Origin of the sequence: Bartonella machadoae (genome assembly GCF_022559585.1) — a bacterium.
Classification (GTDB): Bacteria; Pseudomonadota; Alphaproteobacteria; order Rhizobiales; family Rhizobiaceae; genus Bartonella; species Bartonella machadoae.
The window spans coordinates 1,799,139-1,815,133 of sequence record NZ_CP087114.1 but is presented as its reverse complement, the minus strand read 5'-3'; the positions used below and the strand labels follow the sequence as shown (position 1 = coordinate 1,815,133).

Sequence of the window (15,995 nt, the reverse complement as noted above, 5' to 3'; positions counted from 1 at the left end):
ACCTCTTAAAGAACGTTTCAAGTATCTGCATTTGAACAAGCCCTCATATTCAATTGCGTTTTAACAATGCGATTATGTGATAAAAACGTCTTGTAAAATTTATGAGATGTTATGAATGATAACTGCTTTGCATTTTATTTGAATGCTCTCATATGTTATAACATTGGCATCATGATTTGCTTTTTATGCTCTGTTTATAGATGGCTATTGTTTATAAAAAATGATCAATTGAATCGTGCATAAAAGTGTGGATTCATAGGTGGATTCATATAAAATAAATGCACTTAATATACTGATTTTATTGTGTTTTTCTTCATTATCCTCTTTATCATTAAGAGGCATTCCAAGAGAAACATTAAGAGAAATTAGTAAGAATTTAAACAGAGATACTGTTGAGGCGCTTGGAGAATCTTTTGCGCGTTCAAACAGCCCTCATGATTATGTTGTTGATCACAGTCCTTTATTACAGAATCTTGTCTTTGAAATTTTAACAAGAAATCCGGATGCTTTTCTTGATTTGATGGAAAGAGCCAGCATAAGAGCGAAGGGAGGAGGAGAACGTATTCATCAGGCAGCTGATGAACATTTTATTCCTCGTGAAAATATTGTAGTTTTAAAAGATGATCTTATTGCAAGTCGGGATGCAGCAGAAGAATCCCTTTATGAAATAGCAAAAAAGACACCGATAGGGGAAGAATATTATGGTGTTCTTAATGAGTTGATGAAGCGCCCTTATTTCAAAAAAGCTTATGATGAAGGGGTAGAGCTGTTCATGAATGGTGGGAACAACGTTATCCCGTTTTCTTCTCAAAAGTTTAGTCTTCTCAAGGAAAAACCGGATATGGGAGTACTTCATGAAACGCAGGATAGACTTCGTTTTATGATAGATACAGCGAGGAAAACGGGAGATGATAGTAAAGTTAGCATCTTAATAGGCATCTTAATAGGCATGCGGGAAAAATTATTAGAGATTATGGATGATATATCGTCTAAATATACGAAGGGACGGGCGATTTATCATCAATACAGTTTATGTATAGATGCTATTGATGAGGGAGAGAAAATCCTTAGCAAGACGATTGATAAGAAGCCATTTAATAAAATTTTTGATGAATTATCGGAGCAACAACAAGAATACTTTAAAAAAGCAGCAAGGGAAGCACTTTCCCATGGGATAAGGCAAACGACCGATCAGGTCTCCACGGCAAAACAGATTTTCGATTCGGGTGTTTTTTATAAAAGATTTGCAAAGATTTTCGGAGCCGATAAAGTTGCTGCTGTTAAGAAAGTTGTCGATAGAGAAGCGAATTATGCTGATCTTTATAATAGAATCCACGGTTGTATTCGTATAGTGGCACTTGAAAAGTCGTGGAATCCTTTTAAAGAAGCGGCCTTAAAGGAGAGAGAACGTATAGAAAAGGACGTAGTCAAGTTGTTAACAGGGGGAACAAAGTTTTCCAATGATGAAATTATCAATGCCCTTCAAAGAATGGTGTAAGCACATCATGAAGGATATGTGACTAAAGAGTGGACTTAAAAAATTTTCTGCTGCTTTGTATAGGTCAGATTGTTTTGGTATCTCTTATTCCACCTTATTTTTCTAAGCGATGGAGCAATTGGCATGTTGCGATGTTGGGTTTCCTTTTTGCATTGGTTGCTATGCTTGGCTACACATTTGTAACTCAAGGTTAGATAGCTTATCTGGTTTTGTACCATGCTTCAATGTCTTATTCATGCTCCGATGTACGCTATTGTTCCAGAATAGGTCTTCAGTAAATGCATCAGAAGAGTTGCAGGGAGCGATGGCTTTTGTTGTTTCTCTAAGTTTAATATTGGATTCTCTTTTTTATCTATTTCTTTTCGAATAATTTACATATGAAAATGCGGTTTTTCATTTTGGGGGTGCTTCTTTTAATTCAGCTTTACGGCTTTCAAAAGCATCCAACGCAATATCTTTTAAATAATGCAGATTACGCATTGCCGCACGCTTTTGTTTGTCACGTTCTTTAATGGGGTCACGACCCTCATGTAAAACAGAATGCCCCCTCATGTAAAACCATTGTGTTGCACATTCACGCGCTTGTTTTAAAGAGACATTTTTTAAGTCCCCAATCCCATTTCACGACGCCGCCCGTGGATGGTATAACGGTAAAGCCATTGAGCACCACCACTTTACGCTTATGAAAGCGCAAGCCGGCACCATCATACTCTTTGCCAGCCCCCAATGTTGCACAGCCCTTGGTATTGAGACGATTCATTAAAGGCATTTTTGCTTCTTTCTAAACGGTTTTCTCCCCACACACCAACCCCGCTTATGATGTGCGGAAACATCGTTTCACTTGATTCAACATACGGGGATTTGAGATGAGAGAATCTTACAATATTCGGGGATCTCATTCAACAGGTAAAACAGTAAATTATCATTATAAATCAATGCTTTGTTTTTATTATGAAGTTTTTGTGTCTTTATCGTTATAACGATTGTTTTCGCTTTGTGGATAAACGCATTCTTTTAGATCTTTCTTGATAAGAATACGTTTTCAAGTTCTATGAGGTCAATAAAACGTGTAAGCTTTAGAAGCAGATTATATTCTATCCTGAAAAGTTGTATGTTTTTACGAAATGAAAGGATACAATTTAAGGGAAGCGATTGAAGAGAAGAGCATTACAATTAAGTTGTCTTTTTATAATTCATGATAAGTTCGCTGAAATGTTGAAAAAGATAGTGACTGTCTTGTGGGCCTGGGGAGGCTTCGGGATGATGTTGAACAGAGAAAACAGGTTTTCCAATTATGCGAATGCCACAATTTGAACCATCAAAGAGGGAAATATGTGTTTCTTGAACATGGGGTGGTAAAGAGCTCGTATCTACGGCAAAACCATGGTTCATTGATACAATCTCAACTTTTCCAGTGTTGAGATCTTTAACAGGATGATTGGCACCATGATGTCCTTGGTGCATTTTTATGGTTTTTGCTCCAAGAGTGAGAGCTAAAAGTTGATGACCAAGGCATATACCGAAAAGTGGCAAATTATGCTCAATCAATGTTTTAATCGTTGGAATGGCGTATTGCGCTGTCGCTGCTGGATCGCCTGGACCATTGGAAAGAAAAATACCATCAGGATTCATAGCTAGAATTTCTTTTGCATTTGTGTGCGCAGGCACGATGGTAATGCGTGCATTCTGGGTAGCCATAAGACGGAGGATATTACGCTTAATGCCATAGTCAATTGCTATGATATGAAGGTTGTGCACATTATTTGTATGATACCCTTTATTCCATATCCATGGCTTTTCATCCCATTGCTTTAATGATTGAGATGTGACTTCTTTTGTGAGATCAAGATTAAGGAGACCAGACCATTTTTGAGCACGCTTCTTTAGCGAAGGGATGTCAAAATTCCCATGAGGATCATGTGCAATGATAGCATTTTGTGCTCCCTTTTCTCGGATAAGAATGGTGAGTGCACGTGTGTCAATGCCGCAAAGGGCAATAATTTTACGTGTTTTAAGCCATTGATCGAGGTTTTTATTTGCACGATAGTTCGAGGCATGTGTAATGTCGGCTTTGAAAAGAGCACCTACTGCACCATGACAGTTGATGGGTGTGAGATCTTCGATATCTTCGTTATTTGTCCCTACATTTCCTATATGAGGAAAAGTAAAGTTGATAATTTGTTGCGTATATGATGGATCTGTGAGGATTTCTTCATAGCCTGTTATAGCGGTGTTGAAACAAACTTCACCTTCAGCAATGCCTGTTGCACCTACGCCTTTTCCTTCAATAACCGTTCCATCAGCTAAGATTAAGAGGGCTGTAGGTTTCTTTACGCGCCAAGGACCGCGAGAGGGGGCAGTTTGTGTCATAGTGTGTGCTCACGATTGATTTCTAAAAGGTAGAAACAACCAACGTTATATAAAAGCATAACAGCTTTTGTATAGATTGTTTACAATATTGTGCTTGAGAAAAAGAGTATAGGTATATTCTATGAAGAGGTAAAGTCCTGTTTTTGAATTTTCTAAAATCCCGATATTTATTATTTTTTATCATGCAATGTAAGATCTATAAGGATTACGGAGAAGAAGCTTTTTTTCATTGGATAGAATGAGGATAATTTTCATTGTTTGACCCAATTGATTGGGTAATAAGGTGCTTATTTTGGAGGTGCAGAAAAGTGTCTATCTCGCCATACTTTGTTTCGTGACTTGCTGGGTTAGAGATTGTAATTTTTTTACCATTGTGAAAAAAATGAGAAGTGGGAAGCTATCATAGACAATTTATTTGAGTTGAAATGACGAAATAAAATGAGAGGGCAATATGTATTTATAAAGAGTTTGTTTGCTTAGAATCGCTAGAAAGAAGGATGGTTATTTATAAGCTTCTTGTCCATTAATTTGCTGAGATGTGAGTAAAACAAGTCTTTTCTGTAGTTTTAGTACAAGAAAATATAGGAGATTAAGTGATCTGTGTCAGATGGTCTTGCTAAGGGGACTCTCTACAAAGAAAAGAAATTTTCTAAAATTTTGTAAAAAGTTGTAGAAAATTCTATCGAGCAGAAAAGTGCCGCTGGTCATTATCACCAGTGATTCTTGAATGGGGTCACGACCCTCATGCAAAACAAAATGCCATTGTGTTGCACATTCACGGCTTTTTTAAAACAAACATTTTTAAAGGTGTCCAAGCCCATTTCACGACGGCGTCCATGGATTGTATAGCGGAAAAGCCTTTTAACACTACCATCTTTATGTTTGTGAAGGTGTAAGCCGATACCATCGTTTTCTTTACCAGACCTCAATGTTGCAATAACTCTTGGTATTTAGATGATTCATAAGAAGCCTTTTTACTTCTTTCTTTAAAGTTTTTACCCATATGCTCGCCCCATTTGTGACATGCAAATAAATGATTTCATTTGATGCAAAATGAGAGGATTTGCAATGAGAGAATTTTACAATATTTGGGGGCTCATTCAATGGGCAAAAAGATAAATGATTCCTTATAAATCAATATATTGCCTTTTAAAAAGCCCATAACCTAACGCTATGAAGTCATATCCATTAGAGAAAACACCATAAAATGCATCTGTTAAAGTAAGAAAAGAGATATTTTTTGTTAATGAATAACGAAAACATCTGCCATCTATTTTATGTCATGTTCTTTTTTAGGATATTCTTTTTATCACTTATGCGGGATTTGTTGTGTAAAGGGGTGAAGCCGTTAAAAATAATTCTGTTAGCAGCAATGGTTTGTTTTTTAATCGCAAACGCGAACGGCGTGCCCACAGTGCGCCTTGTTGGCCAATATGAATGTAATCGCGGGTTAAGTTTCCATTGTTAAACAGATAGTGTCCCAATGGTTTTGTGCCCAGATACATAATTTCTTGATTGTGTTCGAAGAGCGTTTCTTGCGGTATTACAGTGCGTCCAACAAGCCAAGGTTGATTGTCACCCATCAGTATGACTTCGCGTAACCAGTAAAGTGAGCTATCAGGGAGATGTTGTACTTCTTCTTTCAGTTTATCCCGTGTAATAAAACATTCACGTTGTGGTTCGACTCGTATGCAGGTACAGTATTTTTTCAATCGAAGCGTCATCGAGCCTGTTTCCATGAGCCAATCACGGATATTTTCTGGTATTGGAGGATCTTGATCAGATAGCCACTGTAAAGGCGGCAAGATGGAATCTCGGGATTCAGACATCATTTTACTCCATATCCAAAACCGTGTTCCATGTGATATGCTAGAGAATACGAACAGACATTCCCATTGTAATATAGAAATGTAAAGGCAGCAAGATTTTAAACGGAAAAAAGATATAAGAGCTATTTAAAAGAGGAGATATGAAAATTATATGATGAGTCGTATTTCCATGAGAAAAGGTCAAATATCATGTTTTATGATTTATCTAAAGCTCTTTCATATAATGCACTGTGGAATTTTCTTGATAGCAACAGGGGCTTGGGAAAAACATTTAGTACCTTAAAATTCGTTTGTAATGCCTATAAAAAAAGAAATGAAGAATTTATCTATGTAAGACGCACAAAAGCAGAAATAGGAAGAATAGCAGATGGCTTATTTAGTTCTTTAGAAAATGAGGGAATACTCAGGTCATTTGAGTTTAGATGTAAAGGTGATTGTATTATTTATAATCCAGAAACGCATTTAAATAATTTGGAAAGAGTGAAATGGAGTAAGAGTTACAAAAAAACTCCTGTAACTAAGCCTGAACATGATAAAATATGTGGTTACCTCATACCTTTATCTTTAGTGCATCAGTACAAACAGAACGCATTTCCAAACGTTAAAACTATTATATTCGAGGAATATATTTGTGAAAATAATAGGTACTTAAGAGATGAACCACAAAAATTAGTGAGCTTATGTGAAACTGTTTTCAAAAACCGTAATGATGGTAGAGTAATATGTCTTGGAAGCAGTAATTCAAGATCTAATCCTTATTTTGACTTTTTTGAATTATATGATCATGAAAATAATGAATTTACTCATTATAGCTCTCGGAGTATTCTAATAGGCCATACTGTAGGAAAAGAATTTTTAGAAAAAAAATTAAATACTCGTTTTGCAAGGTCAATTAGAAACATAAGTTATGGTGCACCCGTTCTAGCAAACACCCTTCTTAAAGACGATTTTACTTTTGTAGACAAGATGAAATCTGTACATAAAAAACCATTCTTTAATCTTATTATAGATGGGCAAGAGTTAGCTGTATTTTTTGCAAATGAAAAACTATTCATCAAAAAGGGGAGAATTGACGGATATATTACATATAGTATAGATAATGATGTTTTGTATGAAAATGCAATTAAAGGAAAAATTTCAAAAGATTTCCATTTAAAACAGTTAGCTAAATTTATTAGAGAAGGTGATGTTTGTTTTCATACACCGGATGTAAAAAGAGCTATGGAACCTTTTATTAAAAAGGTCTGATTATTATGAAATAATATACATTAATAAATAAAATATTCACATAAAATAAATATATACATATACAATAAGTATATTATTTTTTCCAATCTAATTCTAACAATTTGAGTATAGGCAATAGTATTTGAGTAATCAGAGGTTACAAACAGTGATATTTAAGTCAACTGTGAAAAGTAAGCTAGGATTGCACTGGAACAATACCGTTTTCCATACTGGTATAAAGAGATTTTAACAGATTGGGAGAGGAGGATGGCTCGTAAAAGCTTTTGTTGTTTCTCGTTTAACAATGAAGTGAGGGAAGGCTAAAATAGATGGAATAATGACCAAAAGGGGATAGTGATGTAAAAAGAACACTGCTTGAGCATCCCACCATCACTTCCCCGTTGGTTAAGACTTTAAGGGCTATGGCAAAAATATCCTCATTTTTTATTGAGGTATCAAAAGTGCCTTAAAAACCAATAAATGTTTTATGATCGGACTTTTCTTCCTATCCAGATAAGGACGCAGGCCCCTATAAAACCTGAAATGAGATAACCAAGCCAACCAGAAAAGCTTACACCTAAAAGGCTGAAAATAAAACTGGCTAATGCAGCTCCAATAATTCCTAAGATAATGTTTAGAAACACTCCTGTCTGGCTTTTCATAAAATATTGCGCAGCCCAACCTGCAAGGCCGCCGATAATAATAGCTGCAATCCAGCCGATATTTGCGTCTTCCATTTATATTCTCCTTTGCCTAAATCTTAACTAGGGTAAGCTTTATAAAGATCAAGATTCACTTTTTTACTTTAAGGAGGGATACTACTGCTAAAAACTTTGTTACATTTACTTCGCTATTTTTTATTCGTGCAAATATTTTACATGTGCAATATTATATCTGTAAAAGCATAAATACACAGCACTCCTTTGATAATATCCAAAAGGGCTGAAATGCGCAATCATTTTACGTAAAGAAAAAGTATTTTGAAAATATAAAAACTGTATTTATGAGGAGATTTATTGTCAATTCCTGTAACAGGTTAAAAAAGTTAAGATGATATGAGTAAAGAAACAAGCACAATCGATATTCAAAAAGTTTGAAGGGTAGCTTGCTCATACGATATCAATAATACTTGAAATGATATTTTAAAATGGTGTTATTGTAATTTTCACAAACCATTATATTCGTTTAAAGCTTTTAAAACATATCATTTTTGCAAACAGATGAAAGTTTATATTTTTTATGGTGTATTTCTTTGCTTAGTACTGTGGTTTTTAAAAGTATTTGATTTGACTAAGGTATTTAGAGACGCAACGTTCAATCATCTATGTGATGCGTTTATTGTGCAAATGTTCTCAAGGGGAAGGTTTCGCTGTTTGTTGTTCAGCAGAATTCCGTAGGCGGGAGCTTTGGAGAAGTCCTTGTGCTTCTAAAATGGGATAGATCATTGAGGTTAAAAGAGAATTGATTTGTTTCAAATCGCGTACAGTGTCGAGATGAAGGCTGGACGACTCTATGTTCTTAAGATCACCTTCACGAAGGCGTTTAAAATGCTTCAAGCTCATTTCTTTTTCTAAGCTTCGGAGTTGATCTTTTTTCTGTACAAGTAAACGCGCGGTGTGTGTATCACGCGAGACAAGAACATTAAAGGCGATATGCGCATTGGCTAGAACAATGCTATGGAAGCGGAGGAGGTCATTCCATCCCTCACTGCTAAATTGTAGACCTTTTTGTTGTTTCTTTTTCACGAGCATAAGCATATTATGGATAATGATGTCTCCTGCTTGATCTAATTTTATACAAGCACCTAGTAGTTCTTGTGTTTGCAGGGCTTGCTCATCAGACAATTTTTGTCCAGCTAATTGGGCGAGATAAAGTTTGATTGCGGTATGCTTTTTGTCCAATATGGTGTTTAGTTGGTTAAGCTCACGGATGATATCGGGATCAGGTTTTTCATAAAGTCCCATGATTTTTTCTAGCATGATGTCCACAAGGTCGCAAATATGAATGACTTCGCGCATGACATTCGAAAGCGCTAACGTTGGACGTTCAAGAACGCTATCATCAAGAGCGGTTTGATCAGATAAATTCAGTGTTTTATCACTTTGCGTTTTTTTTGTACTCACATGGACAATTTTAGTGGTTAGTTTTAAAACCGATTGAGAGAGTGGTATGCCAGCAAGGAGAATAAAAACGTTAAAAATGATGTGGGCATTGATAACTTGCGTAGAGGGGGTATTGCCAAGCCACGTGATTGGTGGCTGAAAGGAGAGAAATAAGACAAGGATTAGGATAGAACCAGCGCCACGCATGAGTAAATTCCCCAAGGGAACGAGGCGAGCATTAGGGTGGGCATTGCGTGTTAAAAGCGGTGCTATAAGAGAGGAGCCAAAATTAACGCCAAGGACCATGACAACACAGAGTTGAGCGTGGATAAGGCCATAGTTGGCGAAATTGACCAGCAAAATAATTCCTGCAATGGATGAATGTAAGAGATAGGTGAGTGCTGCTGCCAACAAAAAAGTAGAAACAGGATCGGTTGAAAGATAACGAATGATGCTAGGTAAAAGAGCGCTATCACGTAAAGGCTCTGTGGCTGCGCTTATCATTTGTAAGGATAAAATCAACAAGCCAATACCAATGACAATACGACCGATTTGACGCCACTCACGTTTTTCAGTCGTCATGAAGATACTCGTGCCAATTAAAAGACACAGGGGCACAACAGTAGTAAGGTCATAGGAAAGAATTTTGACAACAAATGCTGATCCTAACTCTCCTCCACGGACTGCCATCAGTCCTGCTACACCGGAGACAAAACCAGATTCAACAAAAGAACCAACAAGCAGTGTGATTGCTGTAGAGCTTTGTAAAATCATCGCTGAAAAAAGTCCAAAACTTACAGCAAACAAAGGTTTGGAAATAACATGACGCATTTTATATTTCAGTCTATCACCATAAGCACGTTCCACACCTGTGCGCACCATGCGGGTGGCCCAAAGAAGTAAAGAAATAGCGCCGGCAAGATGAAGGAGTACCAATGAACTATTCATGATACTTTCTCTTTCTTTGTTGTTATAAAGAATGTTGGTCTAAAAAATTCATAAATTGAGGTTCTTCTACTTTTCTTTCGTTTCTAATATATTACGAAAATCATAGCCACTTGGATTTTGAAAAATCTTTAGACCAAAACTAGGGAGAATGGAATAAAGGTGATCGAAAATATCAGATTGAATTTGTTCGTATTCTAGCCAAACAGTTGTGTTGGTAAAACAATAGATTTCCAAAGGTAAACCATCAGGTGTAGGAGGTAATTGTCGCGCCATGAGGGTCATATTTTTTTCAATGCTGCTGTGGTTTTCTAGATAAGCAAACACATAAGCACGAAACGTTCCAATGTTGGTTAAACGGCGGGTATTGGCTAACACGTCATGATTTTTATCTAATTGCGTATTCCATTGATCGATTTCTGGTATTTTTTGTGTGAAATAATCTTCTAACAAATTAAATCTAGAAAGATATTTTTGTTCTTCTTCTGTGTGAAAGCGGATACTTGATTGATCAATAAAGAGGGACCGTTTAATACGCCGTCCACCTGCTTCTTCCATTCCACGCCAATTCTTAAAAGGGTCAGTTACGAGTTTACGGATAGGGACAGTTGTGATTGTTTTATCAAAATTTTGAACTTTAACAGTATGAAGTGCAATTTCAGTGACGTCGCCATCAACATCGAGACTGGGGATTTGAATCCAATCACCAACACGGACCATATCGGTGGATGAAATTTGGATGCCTGCAATCAGAGAAAGAAGTGTATCTTGGAAAATCAGCATGAGAACAGCGGCCATTGCACCAAGACTGGAGAGAAGGATAAGCGGTGAGCGATCAATTAATGTCGCTACCATGAGAATTGCAGCTACAGTAAAAAGCGCAATTTTAGCGATTTGAATATAACCCTTTATTGGTTTTAACCGCGCTGTTGGCTGTTGTTCATAAAGGATATTAATAACATTGAGAAGGGAAGAAATGGCGAGGGCAACCACAAAAACAATGAAGGCGTTCGCAACATTACCTATAACAGTGTTGAGGGCATCAGGGAGTGTTGGTATAAAATTGATGCCAATAGAGAGAGTAAAGGCTGCAATAATATTCGCGATATATCGAATGGTAGACTCAATATCAACGGTGGTCTTCTTAGGAAGGAAGAAAGAGAGCCTCTTTACTCCATGAAAAAGAAGGCTTCGTGCTAAAAAATTGACTAACAGCGCAATGATAATAAGAATGATGAGCCAAACAATAGATTCTAGCAAGGGATATTGAACAAGAAATTTTATCACTTTATCTCCTCTCCATTTTTGAAAAATTTGCGGTTGAAGCTTGAAAAAACTTCAACCGTTTAATAGGAATTATTGGAATTATGCTCTAAAGTGGTTAAAGATGCAAAAAAGAATTTTAAAACTTTGTGAGAGATAATGCGCTTTCCACCCGATTTCCTTGATGATCTTCGCACGAGATTACCAATTTCGACAGTTATTGGTCAAAGGGTGACATTTGATCCCAAGAAAAGCAAACCTTCGCGAGGAGATTTTTGGTGCTGTTGTCCATTCCATGGTGAGAAGACGCCAAGTTTTCATTGTGATGATCGTAAAGGACGCTATTATTGTTTTGGCTGTGGTGTGAGTGGTGATATTTTTACTTTTCTTTGTGAGCTTGATGGATTGCACTTTTCAGAAAGTGTAGAACGTTTGGCTGATTTTGCGGGAATAAAATTACCTCATTTTGATCCACAAAGTCTTAAGCGTCAAATGGAAAAGGCTGATCTTTATGATGTTATGAAAATTGCTACAGACTTTTTTCAACAGAGCTTACATGATAAAGACGGTGTTAATGCGCGTCGTTATCTTGATGCGCGGGGGGTGACACCAAAGCTTGTAGAGCGTTTTCGAATTGGTTTTGCTCCAGGAAAACGTACAGCTTTGAAAGACGCTTTAAGTGCGCGCGGTATTTCCATCAAGCAAATGGAAGATTGTGGGCTTCTCAAATTGAGTGAAGATAATGCAGATTCTTATGATCGATTTAGAAATCGTATTATGTTCCCCATTGAGGATTTACGTGGACGTGTGGTGGCTTTTGGAGGGCGTGCATTAGAAAAAGATGCACCAGCAAAATATCTCAATAGTCCTGAAACAGTGTTGTTTCATAAAGGAAATATCCTTTACAATGCAGCAGCAGCGCGCAAAAATAGTCGCTTCGTTGGCGATGAAAAGATCCATTCACTTGTTGTTGTTGAAGGTTATATGGATGTAATTGCGTTGACGAAAGTTGGTTTTGAAGGCGTGGTAGCGCCTTTAGGGACAGCTCTAACGGAAGCGCAAATTGGACTTTTATGGCAAATGGGGACTGAACCTATTTTGTGTTTCGATGGTGATGAGGCCGGTTTAAAAGCTGCTTTTCGTGTTGCTGATCGCGTTTTGCCTCTTTTAAAGGGAGGGGTTTGTGTACGCTTTGTTTTGTTGCCAAAAGGGAAAGATCCAGATGACATTGTTTCTTCTGGTGGCGCACAACTTTTTTCTTCTTTTTTGCAAAAAGCAATTCCATTGATTGAGCTTTTGTGGTGGCGTGCTGTTTATGGAAAAAAATTCGAAACTCCAGAAGCGCGGGCAGCGCTGGAAAAACAACTGAAACAACAAATTTTCACGATTAAGGATGATGATATACGCCGTTATTATTTGCAAGATATAAAGAAACGGCTTTTTGATTTTTTTCGTCCTGCTTTTTCGAAAAAAAATGGCGCTGGACGCTTTCAACAACCTTTCCAAAATAGGATGTTGAAAGAGCAACCTTTTTCCGTTTTGGCAAATTCTGACATCGTGCGGAATTCGTCACAATCTATTCCTCTGCGTGAAGCCGTTATTTTATTAATTTTAGCACACTATCCTGAATTATGGTATGAAAATTTTGACGTTCTTGCTGAACTGGCGTTACAAAACACGCAATTGGTTTGTTTTCATCAATCTATGTTGGAAATTCTTGGAAATCAGCAGCTTCATGATAGAGAGACAATGATTGCGCTCTTAGAAGAAAAAGGGCAAAAAACTTTGCTAGAGCGTATGAAACATCTTGTACAACATATTGGTATGCGCTCTGTTTTTATTGGAGCTCCTATAGAAGATGCTCGTGCTATATTAAAACAGGCTCTCTACTTGCATCTTCAAGAACACCACCTACATAAGAGATTACAAGATATTGAGGAGCAACTTGTAGAGAATCCTAACAGTGAGGTCTTTAATCTGCTTCGTGAAATAAAAAGTGAGTTGAAGCAGACGCAGGCGACAGAAGCGTTAATTGAGGGATTTGGAAGTTGGTTAGACGAAAAAATAGACGGGAATAGCCAAGATACGATAAAATGATTCGCTTTTTTGACGCGAATCAGTCACCTAAGGCTGAAGATGAGGAAGTTTATGTAGAGCAACATTTTTATAGAGTGATGATTAAATTTTAGGAAAAGCGGGAAATTGGTTCTTAACTATATGCTACAGAGATTATCTCAGAAAAGCTGAGAGGTGTCGGGGAAACTTCTGGGGTTTTCCCGCGTTTTTGTGTGAATGAAATATGTATACAAAATATCTTCTTTCCGGTGGTAATCTTCTTTCAGAGGAAGTATATATCAGAGAAGTTTAGGTACGTTAGGTAAGAACGGGAAAAGCTTGTCACGTGAAAGCTGTGGAGTGATCAAGTGGAGTTACGGTATGGCAACAAAGGTTAAACAGAAAGATAATGTGGAAGTAACAAGCCAAGCGAGTTTGGATAGTCCTCTTCTTGATTTTTCTGATGACGCCATTAAAAAAATGGTTAAGCTTGCTAAAAAAAATGGTTATGTGACGATGGACGAACTGAATGCAGTTCTTCCATCTGAAGAGGTGACGTCGGAACAGATTGAAGATATCTTGGCGATGTTTTCTGATATGGGTATTAATGTTGTCGACGATGAAGATGAAATTGATTCTGAACCCGATGAAGAAGAAGTTACAATAGAGGGCGGAGATCTCGTAGAGGCCTCTAGTCATGCAATCGCAACAACAACGAATAAGCGTGAAATTACAGATCGTACAGATGATCCAGTGCGTATGTATTTGCGTGAAATGGGGGCTGTTGAGCTGCTGTCGCGAGAAGGCGAAATTGCCATTGCCAAGCGTATTGAAGCAGGGCGGGAGACAATGATTGCTGGACTTTGTGAGAGCCCTTTGACTTTCCAAGCCCTCATTATTTGGCGGGAAGAATTGAAAGAGCAGCGTATTCTCCTGCGTGAAATTATTGATCTTGAAATGACTTATGCTGGTCCCGAGGCTAAGCAGGCTCCTATTGTTGAGCGAAGTGAAGTTGATAAGATAAAAGAGGAAAAAATACCTTCGAGCATGCGTAATATGGAGGGAATTGCAGGAGATAGAGGCGCTGAGGAGGAAGATGAAGAGGATGACGAAGCGAATTTGTCGCTTGCTGCAATGGAAAATGAACTCTGTCCTCAAGTCATGGAAACATTGGATTTTATTGCGCAGACTTATGTGAAATTGCGGAAATTGCAAGATCAGCATGTTGAGAGTAGTTTGGCAGAGCGTAAAGAGGGCGCTCTTACGCCGTCTCAGAGAAAAAAATATATGCAATTAAAGGGTGAGTTGATTCAAGCAGTGAAATCCCTTTCGTTGAATCAAAATCGTATCGAATCTTTGGTTGAGCAGCTTTATGATATCAATAAGAGACTGATTCATAATGAGGGTAAGCTGAAGCGGGTTGCTAATAGTTATGGCATTGGTCATGAGGATTTTTTGAAAGAATATCAAGGACGTGAATTAGATGCTGATTGGATAAATTATGTTGCGACTTTGCCAGGATCTGGGTGGAAAGAATTCTCAAAGCGTGAAGCAAAAGAAATTCAAAGATTGCGTAGCGAAATACAAAATCTTGCACAAGAAACTGCTATTTCAATTGGTGAATTTCGTCGAATTGTTACGCAAGTGCAAAAAGGTGAACGCGAATCAACAATTGCTAAAAAAGAAATGGTAGAGGCTAATCTTCGTCTCGTGATTTCAATTGCAAAAAAATACACGAATCGTGGCTTGCAATTTCTTGATCTTATTCAAGAAGGAAATATTGGTTTGATGAAAGCCGTGGATAAATTTGAATACCGTCGTGGATACAAATTTTCAACTTATGCAACATGGTGGATTCGTCAGGCAATTACGCGTTCAATTGCTGACCAGGCACGTACTATTCGTATCCCTGTTCATATGATTGAGACAATTAACAAAATTGTTCGTACATCGCGACAGATTCTCCATGAAATTGGGCGCGAGCCTACACCAGAAGAATTGTCAAACAAGCTTTCTATGCCATTAGAAAAAGTACGAAAAGTCCTTAAAATTGCAAAAGAGCCTATTTCCCTTGAAACGCCTGTGGGTGATGAAGATGATTCGCATTTGGGCGATTTTATTGAGGATAGAAATGCATTATTGCCGATTGATGCTGCTATTCAGGCGAATCTACGGGATACAACAACGCGCGTCCTTGCTTCATTGACACCGCGTGAAGAACGTGTTTTGCGAATGCGTTTTGGTATCGGGATGAATACAGATCACACGTTGGAGGAAGTTGGGCAACAATTTTCAGTGACAAGGGAGCGTATTCGACAAATTGAAGCAAAAGCGCTTCGTAAGTTGAAGCATCCTAGCCGTTCACGGAAATTGCGTAGTTTTCTCGATTCTTAAGAAAGGACTTAACCTTTTTTAAGGATGTATCTTTTTCTTGAGGATTGTGGGCGAGGTGCATATTCCGTATCTTTTAAAATGTTTTTTTAGAAAGTAATGGGACAAGCGTGGTAAAATATTTGCGATGTCTCATGGTTCTCTTGACTTGTGTATTTGTGTTTTTCTTTATAAAAATAATGAGAGATGTGACATAAAATTCCTATGATAATCTCTCAATGAAATGAACGTGGTGTGTGAGGCATTTTTGTGTTTGTCATGAAAATATAAGATCTTAAAAAAACATGACTTTTTGAAGTTAGCTTATTGAAAAAT

General features: G+C 37.5%; 9 protein-coding genes and 2 pseudogenes. 4 read left to right on the top strand and 7 right to left on the bottom strand.

The window, feature by feature from the left end:
* Window positions 1-259 precede the first annotated feature (259 nt).
* Entirely contained in the window at window positions 260-1,498 is a 1,239-nt protein-coding gene (locus tag LNM86_RS08715) for a type 2 periplasmic-binding domain-containing protein (RefSeq protein ID WP_241437367.1), read from the top strand.
* A 411-nt stretch (window positions 1,499-1,909) separates the two neighbouring features.
* Here the strand turns inward: LNM86_RS08715 and LNM86_RS08710 are convergent.
* The 4 genes and pseudogenes from LNM86_RS08710 to ubiC form a co-directional block, all read right to left on the bottom strand.
* Window positions 1,910-2,267: pseudogene (locus tag LNM86_RS08710) on the bottom strand (Arm DNA-binding domain-containing protein); the annotation flags it as partial.
* 404 nt (window positions 2,268-2,671) lie between these two features.
* A complete protein-coding gene (gene carA, locus LNM86_RS08705; protein ID WP_241437366.1) occupies window positions 2,672-3,868 on the bottom strand; it encodes a glutamine-hydrolyzing carbamoyl-phosphate synthase small subunit in 1,197 nt (398 codons plus the stop codon).
* 720 nt (window positions 3,869-4,588) lie between these two features.
* Window positions 4,589-4,831: pseudogene (locus LNM86_RS08700) on the bottom strand (integrase); the annotation flags it as partial.
* A 350-nt stretch (window positions 4,832-5,181) separates the two neighbouring features.
* The gene (ubiC, locus tag LNM86_RS08695) at window positions 5,182-5,700 is read right to left on the bottom strand and encodes a chorismate lyase (RefSeq protein ID WP_241437364.1); all 519 of its coding nucleotides are present in this window, start codon (window positions 5,698-5,700) and stop codon (window positions 5,182-5,184) included.
* 186 nt (window positions 5,701-5,886) lie between these two features.
* On the opposite strand from ubiC, the gene LNM86_RS08690 reads away from it, so the two are divergent.
* Complete coding sequence (locus LNM86_RS08690) at window positions 5,887-6,945, top strand: phage DNA encapsidation protein (RefSeq protein WP_241437363.1); 1,059 nt, start codon at window positions 5,887-5,889, stop codon at window positions 6,943-6,945.
* 464 nt (window positions 6,946-7,409) lie between these two features.
* On the opposite strand, the gene LNM86_RS08685 is transcribed toward LNM86_RS08690, so the two are convergent.
* The 3 genes from LNM86_RS08685 to LNM86_RS08675 form a co-directional block, all read right to left on the bottom strand.
* Window positions 7,410-7,661, bottom strand: coding sequence for a GlsB/YeaQ/YmgE family stress response membrane protein (locus LNM86_RS08685; protein WP_241437362.1), 252 nt, complete (start codon window positions 7,659-7,661; stop codon window positions 7,410-7,412).
* A 615-nt stretch (window positions 7,662-8,276) separates the two neighbouring features.
* Window positions 8,277-9,974: a Na/Pi cotransporter family protein gene (locus tag LNM86_RS08680; RefSeq protein ID WP_241437361.1), complete on the bottom strand. Its 1,698-nt coding sequence runs from the start codon at window positions 9,972-9,974 to the stop codon at window positions 8,277-8,279.
* A 66-nt stretch (window positions 9,975-10,040) separates the two neighbouring features.
* On the bottom strand, window positions 10,041-11,258 hold the full coding sequence (locus tag LNM86_RS08675) for a mechanosensitive ion channel family protein (RefSeq protein WP_241437360.1): 1,218 nt from the start codon (window positions 11,256-11,258) through the stop codon (window positions 10,041-10,043).
* A 135-nt stretch (window positions 11,259-11,393) separates the two neighbouring features.
* Here LNM86_RS08675 and dnaG point away from each other — a divergent pair, with 135 nt between their 5' ends.
* Window positions 11,394-13,331 carry a DNA primase gene (dnaG, locus tag LNM86_RS08670; RefSeq protein WP_241437359.1) on the top strand — a complete coding sequence of 646 codons (1,938 nt, stop codon included), beginning with the start codon at window positions 11,394-11,396 and terminating at the stop codon, window positions 13,329-13,331.
* A gap of 339 nt (window positions 13,332-13,670) precedes the next feature.
* Window positions 13,671-15,683 (top strand): RNA polymerase sigma factor RpoD, encoded by a 2,013-nt coding sequence (gene rpoD, locus LNM86_RS08665; RefSeq protein WP_241437358.1) that lies wholly within the window; start codon window positions 13,671-13,673, stop codon window positions 15,681-15,683.
* The last annotated feature ends 312 nt before the right edge of the window (window positions 15,684-15,995 follow it).

Coding starts and splice junctions, on each gene's coding strand:
- carA (WP_241437366.1), bottom strand. CDS start 3,868: ATGACACAAACTGCCCCCTCTCGCGGTCCTTGGCGCGTAAAGAAACCT.
- ubiC (WP_241437364.1), bottom strand. CDS start 5,700: ATGATGTCTGAATCCCGAGATTCCATCTTGCCGCCTTTACAGTGGCTA.
- LNM86_RS08690 (WP_241437363.1), top strand. CDS start 5,887: ATGTTTTATGATTTATCTAAAGCTCTTTCATATAATGCACTGTGGAAT.
- LNM86_RS08685 (WP_241437362.1), bottom strand. CDS start 7,661: ATGGAAGACGCAAATATCGGCTGGATTGCAGCTATTATTATCGGCGGC.
- LNM86_RS08680 (WP_241437361.1), bottom strand. CDS start 9,974: ATGAATAGTTCATTGGTACTCCTTCATCTTGCCGGCGCTATTTCTTTA.
- dnaG (WP_241437359.1), top strand. CDS start 11,394: ATGCGCTTTCCACCCGATTTCCTTGATGATCTTCGCACGAGATTACCA.
- rpoD (WP_241437358.1), top strand. CDS start 13,671: ATGGCAACAAAGGTTAAACAGAAAGATAATGTGGAAGTAACAAGCCAA.